The organism is Snuella lapsa (assembly GCF_039539345.1).
GTDB lineage: Bacteria > Bacteroidota > Bacteroidia > Flavobacteriales > Flavobacteriaceae > Snuella > Snuella lapsa.
Genome location: NZ_BAABCY010000034.1, coordinates 14,263 through 37,282 on the forward strand (window position 1 = coordinate 14,263; position 23,020 = coordinate 37,282).

The 23,020-nt window shown below is 34.7% G+C and carries 23 protein-coding genes; 6 read left to right on the forward strand and 17 right to left on the reverse strand.

The genetic code is table 11. The annotated features are described in order from the left end of the window. Position 1: 1 nt before the first annotated feature. The 3 genes from ABD792_RS06510 to ABD792_RS06520 form a co-directional block, all read right to left on the reverse strand. Positions 2-298 (reverse strand): thioredoxin family protein, encoded by a 297-nt coding sequence (locus tag ABD792_RS06510; RefSeq protein ID WP_199115860.1) that lies wholly within the window; start codon positions 296-298, stop codon positions 2-4. Between the two features lie 143 nt (positions 299-441). Beyond that, positions 442-1,677, reverse strand: a complete 1,236-nt coding sequence (locus ABD792_RS06515; protein ID WP_345005057.1) for a metallophosphoesterase — start codon at positions 1,675-1,677, stop codon at positions 442-444. Between the two features lie 102 nt (positions 1,678-1,779). Next, positions 1,780-2,511 carry a copper homeostasis protein CutC gene (locus ABD792_RS06520; RefSeq protein WP_345005058.1) on the reverse strand — a complete coding sequence of 244 codons (732 nt, stop codon included), beginning with the start codon at positions 2,509-2,511 and terminating at the stop codon, positions 1,780-1,782. A gap of 145 nt (positions 2,512-2,656) precedes the next feature. On the opposite strand from ABD792_RS06520, the gene polA reads away from it, so the two are divergent. Continuing rightward, the gene (gene polA / locus ABD792_RS06525; RefSeq protein WP_345005059.1) at positions 2,657-5,509 is read left to right on the forward strand and encodes a DNA polymerase I; all 2,853 of its coding nucleotides are present in this window, start codon (positions 2,657-2,659) and stop codon (positions 5,507-5,509) included. Here the strand turns inward: polA and ABD792_RS06530 are convergent. Further along, complete coding sequence (locus ABD792_RS06530; RefSeq protein ID WP_345005060.1) at positions 5,506-6,462, reverse strand: helix-turn-helix transcriptional regulator; 957 nt, start codon at positions 6,460-6,462, stop codon at positions 5,506-5,508. The two genes, polA and ABD792_RS06530, sit on opposite strands and share 4 nt — an antisense overlap. 309 nt (positions 6,463-6,771) lie before the next feature. Between ABD792_RS06530 and ABD792_RS06535 the strand changes: the two genes are divergently transcribed. Further along, positions 6,772-7,269, forward strand: a complete 498-nt coding sequence (locus ABD792_RS06535; protein WP_345005061.1) for a DinB family protein — start codon at positions 6,772-6,774, stop codon at positions 7,267-7,269. Between the two features lie 488 nt (positions 7,270-7,757). Then, complete coding sequence (locus tag ABD792_RS06540; protein WP_345005063.1) at positions 7,758-8,051, forward strand: hypothetical protein; 294 nt, start codon at positions 7,758-7,760, stop codon at positions 8,049-8,051. Between the two features lie 333 nt (positions 8,052-8,384). On the opposite strand, the gene tnpA (ABD792_RS06545) is transcribed toward ABD792_RS06540, so the two are convergent. From tnpA (ABD792_RS06545) to tnpA (ABD792_RS06555), 3 genes are all read right to left on the reverse strand, one after another. Next, positions 8,385-8,831 carry an IS200/IS605 family transposase gene (gene tnpA / locus ABD792_RS06545; RefSeq protein ID WP_223552304.1) on the reverse strand — a complete coding sequence of 149 codons (447 nt, stop codon included), beginning with the start codon at positions 8,829-8,831 and terminating at the stop codon, positions 8,385-8,387. Between the two features lie 93 nt (positions 8,832-8,924). Then, positions 8,925-9,824: an IS4 family transposase gene (locus ABD792_RS06550; RefSeq protein WP_345005064.1), complete on the reverse strand. Its 900-nt coding sequence runs from the start codon at positions 9,822-9,824 to the stop codon at positions 8,925-8,927. 188 nt (positions 9,825-10,012) lie between these two features. Continuing rightward, positions 10,013-10,453, reverse strand: coding sequence for an IS200/IS605 family transposase (tnpA, locus tag ABD792_RS06555; RefSeq protein WP_345005065.1), 441 nt, complete (start codon positions 10,451-10,453; stop codon positions 10,013-10,015). A 140-nt stretch (positions 10,454-10,593) separates the two neighbouring features. Between tnpA (ABD792_RS06555) and ABD792_RS06560 the strand changes: the two genes are divergently transcribed. After that, on the forward strand, positions 10,594-10,815 hold the full coding sequence (locus tag ABD792_RS06560) for a hypothetical protein (RefSeq protein ID WP_345005066.1): 222 nt from the start codon (positions 10,594-10,596) through the stop codon (positions 10,813-10,815). Further along, positions 10,812-11,474 carry a P-loop NTPase family protein gene (locus ABD792_RS06565; RefSeq protein WP_345005067.1) on the forward strand — a complete coding sequence of 221 codons (663 nt, stop codon included), beginning with the start codon at positions 10,812-10,814 and terminating at the stop codon, positions 11,472-11,474. The genes ABD792_RS06560 and ABD792_RS06565 overlap by 4 nt, the downstream gene beginning before the upstream one ends. A gap of 9 nt (positions 11,475-11,483) precedes the next feature. On the opposite strand, the gene ABD792_RS06570 is transcribed toward ABD792_RS06565, so the two are convergent. The 10 genes from ABD792_RS06570 to ABD792_RS06615 all read right to left on the reverse strand — a co-directional run bounded on the left by ABD792_RS06570 (position 11,484) and on the right by ABD792_RS06615 (position 21,813). Continuing rightward, a complete protein-coding gene (locus tag ABD792_RS06570; protein WP_345005068.1) occupies positions 11,484-12,704 on the reverse strand; it encodes a glycosyltransferase family 4 protein in 1,221 nt (406 codons plus the stop codon). Positions 12,705-12,742: 38 nt separating this feature from the next. After that, positions 12,743-13,630 carry a hypothetical protein gene (locus ABD792_RS06575; protein WP_345005069.1) on the reverse strand — a complete coding sequence of 296 codons (888 nt, stop codon included), beginning with the start codon at positions 13,628-13,630 and terminating at the stop codon, positions 12,743-12,745. 21 nt (positions 13,631-13,651) lie between these two features. Then, positions 13,652-14,413 (reverse strand): sulfotransferase, encoded by a 762-nt coding sequence (locus ABD792_RS06580; RefSeq protein ID WP_345005070.1) that lies wholly within the window; start codon positions 14,411-14,413, stop codon positions 13,652-13,654. A gap of 81 nt (positions 14,414-14,494) precedes the next feature. Further along, positions 14,495-14,806, reverse strand: coding sequence for a hypothetical protein (locus ABD792_RS06585; protein ID WP_345005071.1), 312 nt, complete (start codon positions 14,804-14,806; stop codon positions 14,495-14,497). Between the two features lie 31 nt (positions 14,807-14,837). Further along, entirely contained in the window at positions 14,838-15,530 is a 693-nt protein-coding gene (locus ABD792_RS06590; protein WP_345005072.1) for a sulfotransferase family 2 domain-containing protein, read from the reverse strand. Beyond that, entirely contained in the window at positions 15,527-16,057 is a 531-nt protein-coding gene (cysC, locus tag ABD792_RS06595; RefSeq protein WP_345005073.1) for an adenylyl-sulfate kinase, read from the reverse strand. Before cysC ends, ABD792_RS06590 begins: the two co-directional genes overlap by 4 nt. A 7-nt stretch (positions 16,058-16,064) precedes the next feature. Continuing rightward, entirely contained in the window at positions 16,065-17,366 is a 1,302-nt protein-coding gene (locus ABD792_RS06600) for an HlyD family secretion protein (RefSeq protein WP_345005075.1), read from the reverse strand. Between the two features lie 4 nt (positions 17,367-17,370). Beyond that, positions 17,371-19,569: a peptidase domain-containing ABC transporter gene (locus ABD792_RS06605; protein WP_345005076.1), complete on the reverse strand. Its 2,199-nt coding sequence runs from the start codon at positions 19,567-19,569 to the stop codon at positions 17,371-17,373. 187 nt (positions 19,570-19,756) lie between these two features. After that, positions 19,757-19,972, reverse strand: a complete 216-nt coding sequence (locus ABD792_RS06610; protein WP_345005077.1) for a hypothetical protein — start codon at positions 19,970-19,972, stop codon at positions 19,757-19,759. Positions 19,973-20,217: 245 nt separating this feature from the next. Continuing rightward, on the reverse strand, positions 20,218-21,813 hold the full coding sequence (locus ABD792_RS06615; protein WP_345005078.1) for a cysteine peptidase family C39 domain-containing protein: 1,596 nt from the start codon (positions 21,811-21,813) through the stop codon (positions 20,218-20,220). A 447-nt stretch (positions 21,814-22,260) separates the two neighbouring features. Between ABD792_RS06615 and ABD792_RS06620 the strand changes: the two genes are divergently transcribed. Next, entirely contained in the window at positions 22,261-22,974 is a 714-nt protein-coding gene (locus ABD792_RS06620) for a hypothetical protein (protein ID WP_345005079.1), read from the forward strand. The last annotated feature ends 46 nt before the right edge of the window (positions 22,975-23,020 follow it).

A 23,020-nucleotide genomic window follows, 5' to 3' on the forward strand; every position in this document is an offset into this window, starting at 1 on the left:
GTTAAAGGTATTTTTGAATAATCCCTATAAGGGTATTGGCATCTTGTTCTCCACTTTGACGCCACTTCATCTCCCCATCTTTATAAATAATTAATGTAGGCAAACCCTTTACCCGTAAGGCTTCAGCAAGCTCTTGATTTTTATCAACATCAATCTTAATTACTTTTGCTTTATCACCAAGTGCTGCCGCTACATCTCTAAGTACTGGGTGCATGGCTGTAGACTGCTCGTTCCATTCTGTGTAAAAATCTAACAGAACAGGAACATTAACATCAATAAGTTCCCCAAATTTTGACATATTTTAAAAGTTTTAGTCAAACAAGTATTACAAACCTACAATTTTTATCCTTTAATTAAAAGTAGTTAAAAATGGTGTAGATAGGTTACTTCTTGGTAATAAAAATAAGTTTTTTTTGCAGTAAATATAATATTTCCATACAATTATACTTCTTTTACCGCTTTTTTAAGCTCTATCACAGTTATTTCAGGCCAAATGCCAACACGCCCGGGAAAGGCCAAATAACCAAATCCCCTATTAACATTTATATATTGTTCCATTTCCTTATAAACCCCAGCCCAATATTTATAGCGCCACTTAACAGGACTCCATTTAAACCATCCCGGGATTTCAATACCAAACTGCATACCATGCGTATGGCCACTTAAAGTTAAATGATAATGGTAATCGTCGTGAATTACTTCTCGTTCCCAATGAGAGGGATCGTGACTCATCAACACCTTAAAATCATCTTTATCGACATTCACCGACGCTTTTTTTAAGTCACCCGCTTTTTTAAATCCACCAGCACCCCAGTTTTCTACACCCACTAAAACAATGCGCTGGCCATTCCTTTCAATAAAGCGGCTATCATTTAGCAATAAGTCAAAACCTATTTGCTTTTGATAATTCTTTAAATCTATTAAATTTTGTGCCTTTGCTTCTTTAGACCCCCAACCAATGTAATCGCCGTAATCATGATTCCCCAACACCGAAAACAAACCATCTTTAGCCTTTAATTTGCTAAAAGTTTCTATGTAGGGTTTTAACTCATCTGCACTATTATTTACTATATCCCCAGTAAACAATATCACATCACTCTGCTGGGAATTAATCAAATCCACACCATAATTAACCTTATCAATATTATCAAAACTCCCGGAATGAATATCACTAATCTGGGTTATCTTATATCCATCAAATGCTTCAGGCAAATCTTCGAAAGACAAGGTATATTTTAAAACTTTATAGTTGTACTTTCCCCTATACATACCATAGATAATCGATGCCAATGGTATGGCTGCAATACCCAACGCTACTTTACTTAGAAACTGACGGCGTGCAGCAAAATAGTTCCCTTTAGCTGTGTCGCCTTCAGTAAAATAACGATAAATGGCCTGAGGCACCCTAAACACGTCTTCACCAAACATAACAACCAAAAGCACCATTTTAGGAATTAAAAGCGCAATAAGAAAACCAAAAGCATACCCATGTGCCTGTGTAAAACCATCGCTTCTGTTAAATCCATAATAATGAAATACAAAATTGCCTATAACCAAGACGGTAATGAGCCAATATAGTATTAACAACCAATTATTTTTAACTACCGTCTTAAATGCCTGAAAGGCATAAAGGTCTATAATTCCAAAAAGAACAAGAAAAAATATCCAACGAAGCATAGTAATTTTTCACCAAAGATACTTCATTTTAAAACAGCATAGTAAATACTCAAACAGATTTAACGCTACCTTAAGAATTGATACAATGCAATTTAGAAAACACTAACCAGAAGGATTCGTTTGCTTTAATATCTTTTGAATGGTAGCAACATCGGAATACGAACGAATAGTTTCATCAAAAAACTTATCACTGTTCATAGGAACCTCAGGTCTTTCACTAACCGTTTCTATGGTTGAGGCAGATACATGTATTTCTGAAAAATTGGCATTTTTAAACAATGCAGCGTTTTCTGGTTTAATCCCCCCTCCCGGAAGAATCCCTATACCATCTTTAGCTAAGGCATTTAACGTCTGTAGTAATTCAACACCCTTTTCGGCAGACGCTTGCTGACCGGATGTGAGCACACGATTAGCTCCCATTTCCATTAATTGTCCTAAGGCCAATTTGGCATCAGGAACCCAATCGAATGCACGGTGAAACGTAAAATTTAAGGGGCTTGAAAGCGCGATGAGTTCTCGTGTACGCGTAATGTCTATTGTTTGATCTTTATTTAAGACACCCGAAACAATTCCAGCGCAACCTAATTCTTTACACAATATGATATCTTGCTTCATTATTTCAAACTCACCCTCATTATAAGTAAAATTGCCACTTCGTGGTCTAATCAAAACAAATACAGGAATCGATAACGCTTCTGTTACTTTTTTAATCAGTCCAAAAGACGGCGTTACACCTCCAACCGCCAATTCCGAACACAGTTCAACTCGGTGCGCACCTGCTTTTTCTGCATTTACAGCCGATTCTAATGAATTTGCACAAACTTCTACAACCATAATTCTAAATAATCTAAGACAAATATATGAATACGCGTTCATATTAGTTAGCTAAAAATAAAATGAGATTGTAAAATTGTAAGTCAATTAATTTCTAAGAGGTCATAACTTTTTGTAGTTTTATAAACTTCAAAAAAAACAATACATGTCAGATCAAAAACGTCTTTTTTTAGTCGATGCTTATGCGTTAATCTTCCGTGGCTACTATGCCTTTATTAAAAATCCGAGAATCAATTCCAAAGGTGTGGACACATCTGCCATTATGGGCTTCATGAACTCGCTTTTGGATGTTATAAAACGGGAGCGCCCAGATCATTTAGCTGTTTGCTTTGACAAAGGCGGTAGTACCGATCGTGTGGACATGTATGAAGCTTACAAAGCAAACCGCGACGAAACACCGGAAGCAATAAAGGTAGCCGTACCATATATCCAAGACATCTTAAAGGCTATGCATATTCCCATTATGGTCAAAGAAGGCTATGAAGCAGACGATGTTATAGGCACACTATCTAAACAAGCCGAAAAAGAAGGCTATCAAACTTTTATGGTTACTCCAGATAAAGATTTTGCCCAATTGGTTTCGGAAAACATTTTCATGTACCGTCCAAAATCATTTGGTGGCGGTTACGAAACTTGGGGCATTCCAGAAGTACAGAAAAAATTTGAAGTCACAGACCCCCTGCAAGTTATAGACTTTTTAGGCATGATGGGTGATTCCAGTGATAATATTCCAGGACTTCCTGGTGTAGGAGAGAAAACAGCCAAAAAGTTCTTGGCGCAGTATGGCAGCATGGAAGGTTTATTTGAAAACACCCATGAATTAAAAGGCAAAATGAAAGAAAAAGTTGAAGCCAATAAAGAATTAGGCTTACTTTCAAAGAAACTGGCAACTATTATGTTGGACGTTCCCGTGACTTTTGACGCCAAAGATTTTGAGCTTGAACAACCAGACATCCCAAAGGTTACAGAAATTTTTCAAGAACTGGAATTTAGAAGACTTATCGATAATTTCACAAAGACCTTTACCGTTACGGCTTCCGAAGAGAACCAAAGCGCACCTGAAACAAAAGGAGACAACAAAGCAACACCTAAAGAACAGGTAGCAGCCGGTGCTGGACAGTTTTCGTTGTTTGGTAGTAACGACTCTCCTGAAAGCTCAACTGAAACCGTATCAGAATATACCAGAAAAACGGCCACTACTACATCTCATTTTTATCAAAGCCTTACATCGAATCTAGCTATCAAATTGTTTCTAAAAAACTTAATGAACCAAAATAGCGTCTGTTTTGATACTGAAACTACCGATATCAACCCTTTGGCTGCAAGCTTGGTAGGCATTGCTTTTTCATGGGAATCTGGTAAAGGTTTTTATTTGCCGTTTCCAGAAGATAAAGCAGCAGCACAAGAACTCATAGAACAATTACGCCCTTTCTTTGAAGCTGAACACATCGAAAAGATTGGCCAGAATTTAAAGTATGATATTAAAGTTTTAGCGAAATACAATATTACAGTAAAAGGCAAGCTATTTGATACCATGCTAGCGCATTACCTGATCAATCCTGATATGCGCCATAATATGGACGTACTGGCCGAAACATATTTAAACTACACCCCTATTTCCATTACTGAACTTATCGGCAAAAAAGGAAAAAACCAGTTATCGATGCGAGAAGTACCTGTTGAAAAACAAACGGAATACGCTGTTGAAGATGCCGATATCACATTACAACTTAAAGAGCATTTCGCTAATGAGCTAGGTCAGGCCAACACCCAAAAATTGTTTGACACCATAGAAGTTCCACTACTAAAGGTATTAGCGGCTATGGAGTTAGAGGGCATAAATCTAGACAAAGACTTTCTGGCTTCTTTAGCCGAACAATTAAATAGTGACATAAAGACTTTAGAAAGTAAAATATATGCTGAAGCTGGAGAAGAGTTCAACATTGCTTCACCAAAGCAATTAGGAGATATCTTATTTGATAAACTAAAACTGGTAGACAAGCCTAAAAAAACCAAAACAGGACAATATGCGACATCGGAAGACATCCTTTCCTATTTAGCAAAAGACCACTCCATTATTCAGTATATTTTAGATTTTAGAGGACTTTCGAAACTAAAAAGCACTTATGTTGATGCTTTACCGTTACAAGTAGACCCCACAACAGGCAGGGTTCATACAGACTATATGCAAACTGTAGCCGCTACTGGCAGATTAAGCAGCAACAACCCCAATTTACAAAACATCCCTATTCGTACAGAACGCGGTAGACAAGTACGTAAAGCATTTGTTCCCAGAAACGAAGATTACATACTACTGGCTGCCGATTACTCTCAAATAGAACTGCGCATTATTGCGGCATTAAGTGAAGAAGAAACCATGATTGAAGCCTTTAAGCATGGTGAAGACATTCATGCCTCGACCGCATCAAAGGTATTCAATGTTCCTATTAGTGATGTTACCCGTGAACAACGAAGCAATGCCAAAACGGTTAATTTTGGTATTATCTATGGTGTTTCTGCATTTGGACTGAGCAATCAAACGGATTTATCCCGCAGTGAAGCCAAGGCACTTATTGACACCTACTATGAAACCTATCCAAAATTAAAAGCCTACATAAGCAAACAAGTCGATTTTGCTCGCGATCATGGTTATGTACAAACCGTTTTAGGCAGACGTCGTTATTTAAAAGACATCAATTCCCGTAATGCTGTAGTACGAGGAGCCGCAGAACGTAACGCAGTGAATGCTCCCATTCAAGGAAGTGCTGCCGACATCATTAAAATAGCCATGATAAACATTTACAAAAAATTAGAAGATGGCGATTTTAAAACCAAAATGCTGTTACAGGTACATGACGAATTGGTATTTGATGTTTACAAACCAGAACTCGACCGTATTAAAACTTTAGTGAAAACTGAAATGGAAAATGCCTATCAATTAGAAGTCCCTCTAGATGTAGATCTAGGCACCGGTAACAACTGGCTAGAGGCGCATTAAAGTTTTGCTGCCATTTTATTCAAAATGTCTTTAACTCGAATTTTTAAGCTTTCAGGTTCAATAATTTCGGCATAATCGCCAAACATAAGATACCATCTTGGGAAACCGTTTTCCAAATCGGAAGTTTCAAAGGTCATCTCTACTTGATGGCCTTTAACTGTTTCTGAAACAAAACCGTAATATTTCCTATTACCATTTATATAGCGTGCTATATTTTTATCGACCAAGATCTTAACCTTTGTTTTTTGAACGGTTTCATCCTTTTGCCTATACTCATCTATTGTACCGTGTTTTTTAGTAAAAATGTGCTGCGTCCTTTTAATCATTAACATTCTATCGGTTCTAAATTGCCTGTAATCATTTCTTAAATGGCAATAGCCCAACACGTACCAAAAGCTATTTTCATGGAATAAACCAACCGGCTCTATACACCGCTCGGATGGCAATTCACTATTTAAGGCATGGTATTTTAAAAACACTTGCTTTTTTTCAGCTACACTTTCAAAGAGTATTTCCAGTGCATTTGGTAATTTCTTGTTAAACAACTCACGGGAAGGGTCTACAACTATTTGCGATTCTAAAGCAGAAATCCAGTCTTTTTCTGCCCCCCTTAACACAGATTTCACTTTATACATTGCAGATTCATGGTAACTACCAAGTGATTTATCTACAAATTTTTGCATAAACTTTTCGGCCGCAACAAAACTTCCTGCTTCTTCCCGTGTAAACATAACAGGAGGCAATCGGTATCCCTCCATAATAGAATACCCAACCCCAGCTTCACTAATAATTGGAACCCCGGAAGCCTCCAAGGTTCTAATATCTCTATAAATAGTTCGCAAACTTACTTGAAACCGATCTGCCAACTCTTGTGCTTTCACAATGCGTTTGGCTTGTAGTTGCACAAGAATTGCTACAATACGGTCAAAACGCTTCACTGTATCTAAACTCATAATAGCATTGTATATCTCCCAAAGATAGGTCTTCAAATTAATGCATAGGTCGAAATTAAACTTCAATTTACCCATAATAATTCAACTTGACTACAATACAAAATAAGGTATTGCGAGTGACAACCCTTTGTCAACAGAGTGTCAATCTTTAAAAGAAGATAATTAAAAACAACCTATATCATATTTTAAAACGCTTATTTGCAGACACTTATAATAAAAAATGAAAATTATTTTTTTCTACTGACAAAGGGCTGTCATACACCAATTTTAATTTTGTTCAAGATCTTAAAATCATTAAAAAATTAGAGTATGGAAACCACATTGAACAAAAGCAAAAAAGCAGACCTGGTGATATCACCTACCCAACTAATCAATCATTGGCAAGGACATAGAAGTCTTACGCGACGCGTTATTGAAGCATTTCCTGAGGATGCATTTTTTAATCACACTATTGGTGGCATGCGCCCCTTTTCGGAAATGGTCATGGAACTTTTAGGTATTGCGAGTCCCGGTATTCAAGAAATTGCCACAGGAAAAACATCTCCACTTAACGAGCACTTTGAACACGGCAACAAAAAAGAGCAATTACTTGAACTCTGGGATAAATCCACAGACGAAATCAATAGGTATTGGGCTCAAATAAAGCCAGACCAATTCCAGAATACTATCAAACTATTTGGACAGTACGAAGGCACAGTGCAATCATCTATTTTTTACTTTATAGATAACGAAATACACCACCGCGGACAAGGTTATGTGTATTTGCGGTCTTTGGGTATTGAGCCACCAGCTTTCTACGAACGCTAATCAATCTTAAAAACGAACAGCCAATGAAAACCGTTTTAGTATTTAAAACTTCTATTTCGAGACCAAGACATGTAAAACTACTACAGCCACATTTAGATGCATTGGTCGCAAGGCAGGGTCGTTGGAATTTTGACTTGGAGGATTGTGATAATATTCTCCGAGTCGAATCCAAAATACTCAAAGCACAAACGGTATGTAATGCCCTAAAGCGCTATGGATTTTATTGTGAAGAATTGCATTAAAGCATTTAATTTGGCTATGAATTAAAATTAAGGACAACCTTTTGACACAACCTGTAAGGTAGTTGAAATACTCAAGACAAACTCCAACAAATCTCACCTTAAACAAATAATTTTTCAATCGTTTACACTAACACAACATAGATGGTCAATTCTTAAAACCAGTAAGGATACTCATATAGTAACGACTCCTTATATATCCACAAGAAACTTGCTATGTGTTTTAAAGAATTGCTTTCGATTGTTTGTATGCTCCCTATTTTACATATTAATGCCCAAACATGTTGCTCGGGCGGTATACCGCTTTCAAATAATATTGGCCTTCCCATATTAGAAAAAGGAAGCTTACAAATAGGCATCCACTACGACTATAATAATTTAAATACCCTAAACAATGGCAACGAAAAACTAGATGATAATGCTAGATTAAGAGTTACCCATTCTATTTTAATAAATACCAACTATGCACTTACCAACAATTTTTCTATTGAGGGCTTATTTTCTTGGGTCAACCAACGACTTACAACAGGACGATGCAGATAGTCATTTAATTTTAAAGTCAAACAAAGGCGAAACACTTTTGGAATATCACAGAGCAAGCAAAGGGCTGTTTACCTACGATTCTAAGTTTTTAACCTTTACAGCTAAGTACATGACAAAAAATGAAATAGGTTGATATTGTTTTGATTCTTAGTGTTCAATAAACAGTTTGCAACGAAATTGAGTCCATATTTAAAAATGCTTTTAGCTTTTCTGCCATGCTTTTTAATAGTAATAGGGTTTATACGGTGTAGATGTATGCCAATTTTATAACACCACACAAAAGCAATCATTACCAAGAGGAATGAACTACCCCGAGGCAGAGCCATCGAGGTATCAAAACAATGTTAGTTGATTTGAATGCAATTTCTTATATTCTTTTTCCATTCCTTGATTTTTAACATATTCCCTAATCACTTCTTCGTTTGAGTATTGTCCAACTGTATTTACATAAAAACCACTAGTCCAAAACTTACCTCCCCATAGTTTTTCCTTAATCTCTGGAAATCTCTGAAACAATTGTTTTGCAGTGATACTTTTTAACATTCTAATCATTTTTGAAACCGAATAACTTGGAACACTTTGAACTAAAAAATGTACGTGATTAGATTCATAACCTATCTCTATAAAATGTACCTCATAACGTTCTGAAATTTCCAAACAAATACTTTTTAAACCCTCGCCTATTTCTTCTGTTATGACTGATTTTCTATATTTCAATGGAAAAACTAAATGATAAAGTAACAAGCTTTTATTATGCCTTTTTAAAATATGTTCACTCATTTCTCGAAAGTACACTTTTTCAAAGTGTTTTGAAAAACTCTCCGTTTTTCAAACTTTTCAGCTAAACCCCGAGGCAGAGCCTCGAGGAATTCTTTAGATTAATTTTTCTATTCTATCAATGTCTTTTAGATGGGTCTTTTCAATATCAAACCCGCTAGATTTCATTGCTTTAAAACACATTTCAATCTGCCATCGCTGTTTATAATCTTGTTGGGCCTTTTCAGGTTTGTTAAACGATACAATTATTAAGAAATCTTGTTTTCTGCTGTTATTGCCCAATTTACATCCTGATAAATAGCAGAGTGCTCCATTAACACGTACAATTTTATTGTAATGAACAAACTCATTGACCTTAAACCTATTGAACAAATGAGAAGCTTTAATGGTTTTGTTTTTATGTGGAAGAAATACTTTAAAATTATTACGAATACGGATGTAGTACCGGATCTTGTTTGTGTTAAGAAACCCCAACCATTGTTCACCTACAAACTCTCTATCGGCAACAACAGAATCAATAACATCTTTACCAAAAAGACAAATAAACCTGTTCACCAGTTCAATACGCTCTTTACTATTAGAATTACCTCGTTTATCAAGCATGGCAAACAACAAAGGGAAAGCAACTCCCTTATATACAATAGCGAGCATGAAAATATTAATGTTGGTTTGCCCAAACTTCCAGTTGGTCCTGTCTATGCTTAAGATTAATTTGTCTTGCTTGGGAAGCAGGTTAAAAACAAGACGCGCTATAAGGTTAGAATCTAAACTATAGTTCGCAATAAACCGTTGTATACGTCTCAAAGAAGACTCGGGGTTTGCCCTGGCATCAAAAGCATTGGCTAGTTTCTCAAAAGTAACTGTTTGCACTTTACAAAGCGCAATGATAAAGTGAGAAATGAGTTTTACCCTAGCTAAATTTAACTTTCCTTGGAAATGACTGTTGAGAACTAAGGTCAATTCACTATTTTTAGTGACAGCATTGGTTTTCTTCATTAGAAAAATAAGTGGAATTATTTATCTAATATACTGAAAATCAATGCTTTAGTCAAATAAATCAACACTTAATTTACTGATTATCAGCAGATTGTATTTTTGTCATGTACTAAACCTTTACAGTAAAAATCACACCTTCTAAGAAGGTGGCTTTGAATTGCCCCTAAAAGGGGCTTCGAGGGCCTGGTTCAAAAATCAAATTTCTGTTGATTCTCTTCAACTATTCTCTCTTCCTTTTCCTGATGTTTCACATATTTTCTTATCATTTCTTCATCTAAGCCTACAGTACTTACAAAGTAACCTCTCGCCCAGAAATGATTTCCCCAATATGGCTTCTGCTTTAATTCAGGATAACTCTTAAACAGCTTTATTACTATTTTCCCTTTTAAAATTCCCATCAGTTTAGAGATGGAAACTTTTGGCGGAACCGATACCAACAAATGTACATGATCCTCTTGAATGTTCAATTCTTGAACCTCACACCCTTTCCATTCGCACAAAGAGCGTATATCCCTTTCAACCAAGGTCTTTATTGTTCCTTTTAATATTCGCAACCTATACTTTGGAACCCAAACTATGTGATATTCACATTTATATATAACATGACTAAGTTTCTTATATTTGCTCATAGTACAAATATAGGCATAGCCTTCAGAACATGACCACCAGCAAAGCAGGTGGTTTTATAAGATGAAATAAAACCCTTAAAGGAAAGCCTTGACAACATGAAGCGTCGAAAGGTAAAAAAGGAGAAACACCTAAAGACACTTTGGCTGTTTACAACCTTAAAACCAAAGAACTATTCAAGATACCTAATGTAAAATCGTATAGTTTCCCCGAAAAATGGTCTGGACAACTAGCTTATTATCTGGAGGAAATAAAGACAGATAAAAAAGAAACCAAAAGCGACAGCACTAAAATCAAAGAAAAAAATATAACGAACCTCTTTGACACAGCTCATTCAGAGCAAAGCGAAGAATCTCAAAAATGAACACAAATCAACCTCATATAATCGTCGAAAAAGGCGTCCAATACAAACTTGGCGAACTCAAAGACAACCACATCCATTACGATTTTAAAAGTATACTCATTTTCCTCGATGCAAAGGGAAAGTTGCTATTTGGCAAAAATTTCAAGATATATGAAGAAGACGAGGTGGTACTTTATAAGTTATGCATCTATTTCATTCGTGATTTTGAAGCTTGCGAAAAACTAAATATCGATCCGAATAAAGGGATTCTGTTATCTGGTCCGGTAGGTTGTGGCAAAACCAGTTTGATGAAGCTGTTAAGGTACATAGTGCCACATCATAAGTCTTACGAATTAATTCCAGCAAGAAATATCACATTTACTTTTAACAACATTGGTTTTAAAATTATTCAAGAATATGGCAATAGCAACTTTTATTGTTTTGACGATTTAGGAGTAGAAACAACAGGAAGGTATTTTGGTAAAGATTGTAATGTCATAGGTGAAATTCTCTTATCGCGTTATGATTTATTTCTTCAGCGAAAAATCAGAACCCATGCAACCACAAACCTCAACGCTCAAGAACTGGAGGAATGTTACGGTAACCGTGTACGCTCCAGAATGCGTCGGCTTTTTAATTTAATAGCTTTTAATGGTAATGTTGTGGACAAACGTATGTGATTTGCGTAATTAAGTTTGGTAGGTACTATCAAACATGACTTTTGCAGAATATTTTTGAGAATATAACCTATAGGCATTTTTAGCAATTTCATTTCTTAACTTATCATTTTTGAGCATAGTCAATAACTGTTTTTTAAAAGAAAAAGGATTTAGTTCCTTTTGTTTGTTTAGACTTATTTTTAAGCAAGAATTATTATGCTCAAGCATTTCAAAAATATCAGTATTTGTTACAATCATAGGGACTTTAAAAGACATGGCTTCCAGCATAACATAACTGCTTTGTTCATTTAGAGATGGAAATATTAGGGCATCGGCAAGCTTATAATATAGTTTAACCGAATTAGCTGGTAAATACCCGGCGAATATTATCCTCTTTTTTATGCTTTCGTACTTCTTAACAAGAGATGCTTTCATTGCTCCGTCCCCAACTATAAGCAACTTTACGTTTTCATATCCTTTTTCAACAATATCCTTAAAAGTACTTAACAATTGTGCTATCCCTTTTTGAGGAGTTAGCCTGCCCACATAAAGAAATATAACGTCTTTTTCGGTAATTAATACATCTTTCTTTATCGTTTCAATATTTCTAAAGTCCTCATCGGTAAACTTTTGTTGCTTTATACCGTTGGGTACTTCAAAAACCTTTTCGCTTGGTATTTTATATACTTTTAACATATCCTTTTTCATGCTTTCTGAAAGACATATTACCTTATTTGAAAGCTCGCAGTTTTTCATTTCAGCCCTTATATTATTTATATGAAAGGAGTCTTTTTCAGAATTGGTGAAATCTTCTATAAACTTGCTGTAGTTATTGTTATAATGGACTTTCCATAAAGAAACATGGACAGTATAAATCAGGAAAGCTCTTGTATGTTCTTTAATTAATGCAATTAAAAAATATTGCATATTGCTATTGAAATGAAATATATCTGTTTCACTAAATTCATAAAAGTCATGCAATAATATAAATACAGCCTTGGAATACACATAGGATAAGCTCCTGATATTTTTTTGATAGCCACAAGGCTTGGGGATTTTTAAATAGGCAATATTTTCAACTTTATCGTGCTGTACTGCAGATATATCAGAAACGCCGACTAGAACGTAAACCAATTCCAATTCATTAGATTTGGATGAGGCCTGATCTATTATTTCGTTTATGTATTTTCCAACCCCATACTTATGCGAGTCATCAGCTTGATTTACAATAAAAATCCGTTTTCTTTTCATTTGTACCTATGGTTAATAAGGGATACGTTTAATAAATATCATTCATGGTTTACCATATCTTGTAAAAACGTAAGCATATAAAACTCATTAGAATTTGTCTTAATTTCTAAACCCTGATTTAATAATCGAATAGCATACATCATTAAATTTTGAAAGTATTTTTTTTCGCCTTGGTTAGCCTGTGTTGTTTCCTCGATAAGATTTGGAAAAAACAAATCATTGGTTGTTATATCATCAAACTTCTGCTCCTCAAGTGGATTTTTGTGGTCATTTGCCATAAACCCTTCATTATTTACTATGTTTAAATCATTTAGGCTTTTTGCCTCTGTTTTGCTGAACTTAACAACAGCTTTATCACTAATGACAGATTTTATAAAAGAACGGTAAAGTCCAAATAATCCAGCATCCTTGACTAATGCCAAATCCATTTCTATAAGTAAAACAAAAATTTTTGAAAGCGAGGCCTTGGCTTCAACCTGTTTCATTTCACTTCCTGCTACTCTTAACCTCAACACCAAGTACAGCCCCAAAACGATCAGTTGAGGCAAATGGTTTATTAAAACATCCTGTTTGTTAAGCATTTTTACTTCCCGGAAAACGCTTTTATCCATTATAGCCAGGATATTATCCAGATCATCAGATTCAAAATAGCCTTTTTCAATAAATTGCATCAATGCCCAACCTATTTCTGCTATTTTAGGGTTGTTTTTTTCTATATCGTTTTCTATAGTATGCAACTCAGTGATTAAGATGTCTTCTAAAATCTCAAACGCGAATTCTGTATACAATTCCTTTGAATATATTCTACTATACTTAAAAAAAAAGTATAGTAATGGAATTTTTCCTTTAATACCATTGTCCTGAACAGTTTCGGTATTTATAAGTAAAAAACGGGCAAGATAATGTGCTTTTGCTTCTAAATTCATAGATTGATACAAGAAAAAGTATTAGTCATTAAAATCTGGACACAAATTGAAATCCAACAAGCTATAACCAAAATCATTCAATTTTTTTTCATACTTTTTAACTAACCCGTTTTTATCGGCTACTGATATATAATTTGAATTCCACATATCCAAATACCTGATATTGTTATCGACAAATTGATTTTCATATTCAATCTCCGTCCCCAAAAAACTATCAATCAATTGCAATACTTTCCCTGGAGATTTTATCAATTCCTCATAACATATTGTTATGCTTTTTTTTAAGTGACTTTTATCGTGGAAATATATCTTATGTGCACAAATCCAATGCTCTAAGAGATTCTCGATAGGTGCTCTTGTCCACTTTTGTGTTGCAAAAGACACAAATAGGGGATGCCTTATAATTGTAACGAAATATGTATTTGGGAACAAGCTTTGAAGGAATCTTGTTCTGATCATGTTTGGAGGTGATTTTTCCAACAAAATTTCTTTGGATAGATCCCAATAACTTGACCATTCTTGAAAAATAGTTTTTTTATTTTTTTTATTAATCAAATGGCTTTTTTCAGTTAATATGGCAGTTTCATCAAAGGCGAATTTTCCTGGGCCTCCATGTTCGTGTGCTGGTTTGTATATTGTCTGCAAATGCTGCCCTTCGTTTTCTGGAACACTTGTGTTGTTAAAGGCACTTACATTTTTTGAACTTGAAATCATACTGCTTAGAATGGAAGTGCCACTTCTGTGCAAGCCACCTATAAATAGAATTTTGTGATAGTTACTCATAATGTAATACTTGAATTTTTAGATTAAAATACTTCTTACTTAGAAAGTCCATTATTTCATAATCGTCCCTATACCAATTCATTAGATTTTAGCTAATTCGTTAGGTGTTTCGAAGTTTTTAAATACAACCGTCTCCTCGTTTATCCAAGGTGCATAATATCTAGGGCGACCTAAACGCAGCCTAGAATAAAAAGCATTAATAAACCTCAGAATTGGACCCCTAACACAAAAGAATACTTTTTCTCCTTTAGGAACATCCATTAATCCTAAATTATGTTTATTTAATACTATTTGATGCTTTTTGGTGAAGCTATAAGGCTCTAGGGCATATTTTATAGCCGTACCTCCCGTTTTACCAATGTGTATAAAATGTATCTTTTTTATAGAGCTCATTGTTGATAGTCTTATTTTAACATCACAGTTATCAAACAAAAAAAGGTTGCCCTGTTATTTTTATGCCATAGTCTTTTTCATAAAGCGCTTTTATCCTATTGACATGCTCTACTTTACTAATATTAAAGTTTACATCTGTTTTATTGGAAGCTTCTTTAATAAAGGGGATCTTTTTTGATTCCAAATAGTCATATAAATCCTTTAGATGTATAACATCATCAATTTCTTGACAATTGTAATATTCAACTTGCTTTCTTATATGCTCATCGATGTGAAGGGGATCTGATTTCCTTAGTTCAAATTCTACAAATTCCATAAATCTATCAAATGAGTCATCTTCGTAAAAGTTTAAAATAGAGAAATACCATCTATACTCTCTTTCTAGGACAAATAACTTATATGTTGATACTATTCTATCTATTGGGTCTCTCCAAACGGCAAACTTATGTATCTTTCTGTTTTGTTCGCTTTCCAGTTCCTTTAGTTGCTCAATTGTAAAAAGATAATCGGATTGCTCTGGATTACAACCAATTATTCGATGGGCTTCCCATACATTTGGAATATCCGGGACCCAAAGATGTTCTTTGTTATAAATGGCTACTTTTTTTAAAAATGTGCACGCATTTTTACTTATAACAATAAAGGCAAAATCAGTATTAGGTATCAAGCAATAATAGTTTCCAAAAAATGGAGATTCTATTTTTTCATCTTTTTTAAGTCTCATATTTCAATTTTAATCGATAAAGATTCTAAAAGCTTATTAATAGAGGTATCTATTGAATCTTCTTCAGTATTAATTGTTAGAGAAGCTATTTTTGTGTTTTCGTAAGTGTCTGAAATACCTGTAAAGTTTTTTATTTCCCCTTTTCTAACCAAGGCATATAACCCTTTAGGATCTCTAGATTCACAAGTATCAATTGGGCATTTTACGTGCACCAATACAAGGTTCTCTTCTCCGATAACTTTCATTATTTTGAGTCTATCAGACTCATAAGGTGTGATAGCTGAGACAATGGGTACGGTACCAACTTGCAACATAAGTTTACAAACCTCGGCTATTCTCCTAACATTTTCAGATCGATCTTCTTTACAGAAACCTAATCCCTTATTGATGCCGTTTCTCAGTATATCTCCATCCAATAGAATAGTTTTTATGTTTGCTTTCTCATACGTTTGGGAAACTTGTTTGGCAAGCGTGGTTTTACCTGCTCCAGATAAACCAAATAACCATATCGCTTTATTTTTTATCATAATATGCTTAATTATAAGTTAATACTTCTTTAAACTTATAAAATAACCGTTCTGCAACGCTTAAATCTTCTGTAACAATTTCGGCATTGCCCAAGAGTTCCTGGGTAAAGACAAAGGTTTTATTGTATGAGGTTTTGGTGCCATTGGGTAATTCTATAAATACCGTATAATTACCTTCTTCGTTAGGTGAAATAGAAAAATTGGTCACCTTTCCGATTAGCATACCGTATTGCTGATAGGGATAATTGTCCAATTTTATAAAAACCTTTTGCCCAACACTAACCTTGCCTGCGTTTTGGGCAGGTATAACTAATTTACCCACCAAATGAGATGTGTCTGTAGGTAAAATGGAAAACACGACACTGCCGCTACTTACAAATTGGTGCCTTCCCCAATAATCCTGAAAGCTCACAACACCGTTAATAGAAGATTTTAATACATAATTGTATTCCCAATCCCTGATGGCTTCTTTGAGCAAGTCAAAAGACTGGTTTAAATTTTTTAAAAATCGGGTATTGTCTTCCTGTTCATTTATTTTGGTTGTCTTCAACGTTCTACTCGCAGATGAAATGGCCTCTCGCATTTGGGAAATGGAAATGGCCATGGTACTGATGCTTTTTTGTATTTGCAAAAATTCCAATTGTTTTTGTTCATAGGTCAGTTTTGAAATAATCCCTTTTTCAAATAAAAGTTTATTCCTGTCTAAATCCGTTTGTTTTAACAAAAACTCCTGCTCTAAAAACCGCTTTTGGTTAATTTGATCTTGAAGCCTGTTTTTTATTTCATGCAATGCCACCTTATTGCCCCCTAACCGATTGGTGTAAGGATCAAGCTCTTTTAACAGAACATAATCTGTATAGCTCTTTTCAAAACTTAAATAGGCAGGGCTTATATCTCCTAAAATAAGGTTTGAAGTTTTCTCAAAAGGAAACTTTAAATCCTTTAGGCTATAGGGCAAAGTGTCCATAATTCCTTTTAAATAGTAGACATCATCAAAACTGGCCGTATTCTTTATTATCGCCAATTTTTGACCAATTTTAACCGTGTCCCTGTTTTTAATAAAAATTTTATCCAACTGTCCCGAATATCTGGACACCACTTTTTCTGTAGGCTGTTTAGTTGTCACCAAAACCTTTGCCGTAACCACATCGGGGTACTTGATCATGAAGGACAATGCTAAAATGATGACAGTAAACATAAAAATAAGGGTAATTCCCCAACGTACAATCCAAACCGGAGGGTTGGCAAGGATTTCCTGAACCTCTTCCGATCGTAATTCTAAATTATCTTCGAATCTATTTTCAGGCATTATTCTAACTATTTATTCGTTCCAATTCCAACTGATTCTTCACTAAATTGTAATAAATACCTTTCTGGTCTATTAGTTCATGGTGCTTGCCAGATTCCACTACTTTTCCTTCATCAAGTACTACGATTTGATCGGCATGCTTTACGGTACTTAGGCGATGTGCTATTATGACTACCGTTTTACGCTTAAAAAACTCATTTAGGTTTTCCATAATTGTACGTTCGTTTTTGGCATCTAACGCCGACGTTGCTTCATCAAAAAATAAAAGATCTGGATTTTTATATACAGCCCTAGCGATAAACAAGCGCTGCTTTTGTCCCGTACTCATTCCAGTACCTTCATTACCTATTTTAGTATTAAAACCTAAAGGCAAGGATTGAATGAATTCATAAATGTTGGCTACTTTTGTAGCTTGCACCAATCGTTTCTGGTCTATCGTATCTTCGCCTACGGCAATGTTATAAGCAATGGTATCGTTAAACACATAACCTTCCTGCATAACCACGCCACAATTGGCCCGCCATACCTTGTGGGAAATTGTATTTAAGTAGTGCTCCCCATACATGATACTGCCTTTTTCGGGATTGTAGAATTTAAGAATAATTTTCATTAAAGTGGTCTTTCCACTGCCACTGGCACCTACAATGGCTGTTATTTTATTGGCTGGAATTTGCATGGTGATGCCCCTGATAACATTTTCGTCACTCCCTAAATATCGATAGTTAATATCGTTGATCTTTAAATCTTGATTGGGCTTAATAGCTGAGATTAAATGTTTTTCTTTACTTTCCTCATCGTCTTTATCATGTACCTCTCCCAAGCGTTCCAAGCTTATCTTGGCATCTTGAACTGACTGTATAAAGCCTACCAATTGACCAATGGGACCATTCAATTGGCCAATAATATATTGGATAGAAAGCAGCATCCCCAGGGTAATATTGCCTTCTATGACTAACAGTGCCGAAGTGAAGGTTATGAATATATTTTTTGCTTGGTTGATAAATGATGATCCAGCCCCTTGAGTTTGCTCTAGGGCTAAGCTTTGCATGGACACTTTAAACAGTCTAGCTTGGACATATTCCCATTTCCAACGCTTTTGTTTTTCGGCATTGTTCATCTTTATTTCTTGCATCCCGTTTATGAGTTCGATCACGGTACTTTGGTTTTGGCTTAATTGCGAAAACCGTTTATAATCAAGCTCCTTACGTCTCTTAAGAAAGAATAGGATCCAAATCACATAAATGATACTCCCAACGGCAAAAATGAAAAAGATAGAGGTGCTGTAATAAATAAGTACGGCCCCAAATATGAATAGGTTGACCATAGAGAACAGAGTATTCAGTACTGATCCTGTTAACAGGCTTTCAATACGTTTATGGTCATTAATCCGCTGCATGATGTCCCCTGTCATGCGGGTATCAAAATAAGCAATAGGTAGGTTCATGAGCTTGATAAAAAAATCTGATACTAAAGATATATTGACACGAGTACTTAAGTGCAACAAGATCCAACTCCTAAATATACCCACACTAGTCTCCCCCAAAAACAACATCACCTGCGCAATAAGCACCATATAGATGAAGTTAACGTCCCTGTTTTGTATCCCAACATCTACTATGCTTTGGGTAAGGAACGGAAAAATAAGTTGCAACAAGCTACCAACAATCAAACCAATAATAAGCTGTATAAGTAACTTCTTATATTTGAATAAGTACTGAAAGAGAAACCTAAACGATTTTTTATCGGTTTCATCCCAGTTAAGCTGATTAAACTTTGGAGTTAATTCTAAAAGTAATGCAACCCCTTCTTTAGTATCCTCTGTGGCATTATTACCTATCCATCGAGGGATGAACTCATCCCTGCCATAAGTGATTAGTCCATAGGAGGGATCAGAAATATAAACCATATCATTTTTAATTTTATAGACCACCACAAAATGTTTTTTGTTCCAATGGACAATAAGTGGTAGCGGAGCTTCTTTAAGTTTTCTATAATCTATTTTGACCCCAATACTTTTAAAGCCAATGGCCTCGGCCGCATCGCTTAACTTTAGCAGATTACTACCTGCCCTAGTGGTTTCAGACAAATCCCTAATATCTTCTAAGGAAATAAGTTTACCATAATGTTTGGCAATAATGCGTAGACAGGTAGGGCCACAGTCCTTACTATCTGGTTGCTTGTAAAATGGAAATGATTTTTTCAAAAAATGACAACTGTTAATAAAACTCCCGTTATATTATCAATATTTTTCGCGGAAAAAGTTCTTGATAATTTGTTATTGGTTGAGCCTTTTTAAAAATACGAAGTATGCGCAGGGAAACTACTTAAAAGTAACCTGAAAAGAGGCTTTTCAATGACAAAAGCCTCTTTAAAGCATCACTTCTTGGAAGTTAATAGGCCCAACAAAACTTATTTGGCTGGCCTGGACCAGCATTTATTGGTGCGTGACAAAATGCATCAGGATCACAGTCAGCATCTGTTTCACAATATTGGACCTCTCCGGGAGTGCTGTAACCAATATAACCGCCTAAAATAGTTTTTAATTGGTTTGCCTTAAGCATGGATCCATCTTCTAATTTTAGATCTTTTAAACTTAATTTTTTCATTTTTTAAAGTTTTAAATAATTATTTTTGCCTTGAACAGTTAAAGACACTCAAGGTTTGTGTCTGCCCTTCGCGAAAGGATATTGTTCATGCCCAAAGTGACAGCTTTGGTTTTTTTTAGTGAAACTCAATTTTAAATAAGTTTCACTTAATATTTTACTGTCAATAATAATCTTTAAAATTCTAACTTCATCTTCAAAAGATTACCACGTCACTTTGCTCCTCGTAATGACATATTTATTTTTTACTATAATACCTCTCTTAAATCCTCTACACTATACTCCTTTGGCAGTTCATGCCCATTAATAAATATGGTCGGGGTATGGGTTATGTGTTCAGCATCACACCAAGCCCGCATGGACTCAATTTTTTTGCTTTGCTGTTTTAGTTCACCATTCATAGGGTACTTTTTTGCAAAAACCTCATAATCTTTTTGATCAGCCAGATACCAGTCGTCTAAGGCTTGCTGGGTTTTGGGGCTATCTCCTTTTTCATCTATAGCCAGAAAATGGCTTACAGGTTTCCTCATTCTGTCTTCTCCCGACCTGGCTGTAAACAAAATCTGTAAATTTATCTTACCTGCATTTACCAAATCCTCTAGTGCCGGATGCGCCTTAGCACAAGGACCGCAGTAGGGATTGCATACTTTTATTACATGGTATTTTGCTTCGGCATTCGTTAAGGAAATGCCTAAACCTTCTGTAGATGTTTTAATTTTTCTGGACTTTACCAATAAGCCTTCCAATACATCAGGGTTGTGCTTTATTTTTTTTAGACCTCGTTTATGGACATTCACTTCCTTTTCTTGTTCCAAAAGAGGCCTTAATAGTTTCCATCCTAACATAGGAATTAATAAAAGTGCTAGTAATAAAGGAATTGTTTCATATCCTATTGTGTTTTTATAAAAGTCACTAAAAAATGAAACACCTATTTCGGCTAGCAGAACAGCCTGAATGATGATACAGAACTTACACCATTGCTTTATAACAACCGCTTGACAATAGATTGAAATAGGAATAATGGGCAAACTAATAAAGCTTAGCCACCCTAAAATGGACAAGACATTCAATGAAAAACCACTAATCATAAGGCAGGCAAGCGATCCAAAAAAGTATGAAAACACCAAAAGGCTTAAGCTTAATGTACCATTTAACAATTTAGCCTGCTTGGAATTTAAAACGGCATTGCAGTTGATTTTACTTCCAGCTCCCCCTGTACAGAAATTTTGTAGTGTTGGATTGTATTGGTCTACTTCAAACCACAACAGAAATACACCAACGATTAATCCAATAATTTTTAAGAGAATACAGGCGATTGTATAAAATAAATGTAGAGGTACATTATTGAAAACTTCAGAGGCAGTAAAATTAAAAATGCCCCATACCAAGATTAATAGTATAATACTGCTCATTAAAACATTTTGTAAATCCCTAGTAAACAGTTTTTTTTCTATGTCTTTCTCTTTTGAGTTTTCGTTTGTTTCAACCAACAAACAAACCCCAGTCCATTGTTTTGAAAAATCTTTTAGGTCTATATCAATACGCTTATCCCCATGTCCATAATAAGAAACATTTTTATTGGAAATATTTTGCAGGACAAAAAACATGTGCTGGTTATTTTCTTCAACCTGAACCACACAAGGCATGGGCATATCCTTAAGCTTGTCAAGATCAATTTTCACAGCTAAGGTGTCAATTCGGTATTTTTTCAAAGTATCGAAAATCGACAATAAACTTGGGTGATCTGGATGGGACAAAACACAGTCCTTTAAATACTTTTTAGTATATTCAATATTAAGCGAAGTAAGAAATCTCTCAGTAGTGTTTACACAATTGTCTAACATAATAAAGCTAGGTTTAGATATGTTTAACAATAATTTTCATCCTTTTCCAGAAAATCAATGTTGAACAGTAAATTTTAGAGATTTCAAATATATGTTTTATCTACATAAAATTAGTAGGTATATTCATCAAAAAAGACGGATTTTTCTGTTTTTTTTATGTGGTTTAACACATGCCTTTGTAAATTAATTGGTAGTGTATTTTAAAAGCGTTAATTTTTAATTGACGACATTTTTAATGAGGCCTTGTTAATTCAATGAGCCATTTTTAGGAAGTAACCTTTGATAAGATGACTTTGAAATATAAATATACCTGCCTTTTTTGATCAAAAAACACCCGAGTTGTAATTGTGGTTTTTTTTTCTTTGTATAAAAGATTATTCTTTCATTAACTTTTGGTGTTAAATTAATAAAAGATTATTCTAGTAAAATTTTTTGAATGAAATGCTTATGATGAAAAAGCGATGTTTATTATTCCTGCTTAACCTGATATTGATTAATTCATGTTTGTCTCAGGCTCAATCATTGGAAAAAAATCTATACAATTTATATGATAATTTAACCCAAACCCAAAACAATGAAGTCTATAATGGACTTGAATATGTAGATTTAGATAGAAGGCTTTCGCCAGATGACCATAAATTTTATGGTTCCTTCAATTTAATACCTGGAAGTGTTATTTATAACAGGCAACCTTATTACAATTTAAAGTTAAAATATGATCTTTTGGAGGATGTTGTTGTCGTTCACTTTATAGATGCCAATCACATACGCCTAAACTCTAAGCTAGTAACATCATTTGCTATTGGAGACAATAATGCCTTTGTGCGATTGCCTTTTAGGAAGTCATTGGCATCGTTTTATGGTCATGGTTTTTTTAAAGAGGCGTATAAAGGAAATGGGTATTCCTTATATATTAAGTACATAAAAAAAAAGGTTGAAAAGATTAAGGATCAAAAGATCTATAGTGTTTTTAACGATAGTGAAGTTTATGTGATACAAAATGGAGAGACTTTTTTTGAGGCAAGTAGGATTAAAGAAGTCACGAAAGCTATTCCTGAAAAGGAAGACTTAATAAAGCTGTTTTATAAAAATTACAGCAGACTTTACAGAAGCAATAGAAGAGATTTTCTAGTCAGACTCCTTAAGAGTCTGGATAACTAATGCCAAGGCAACTAAATTAATATGTTTATTAAAAGGAACTTTATAA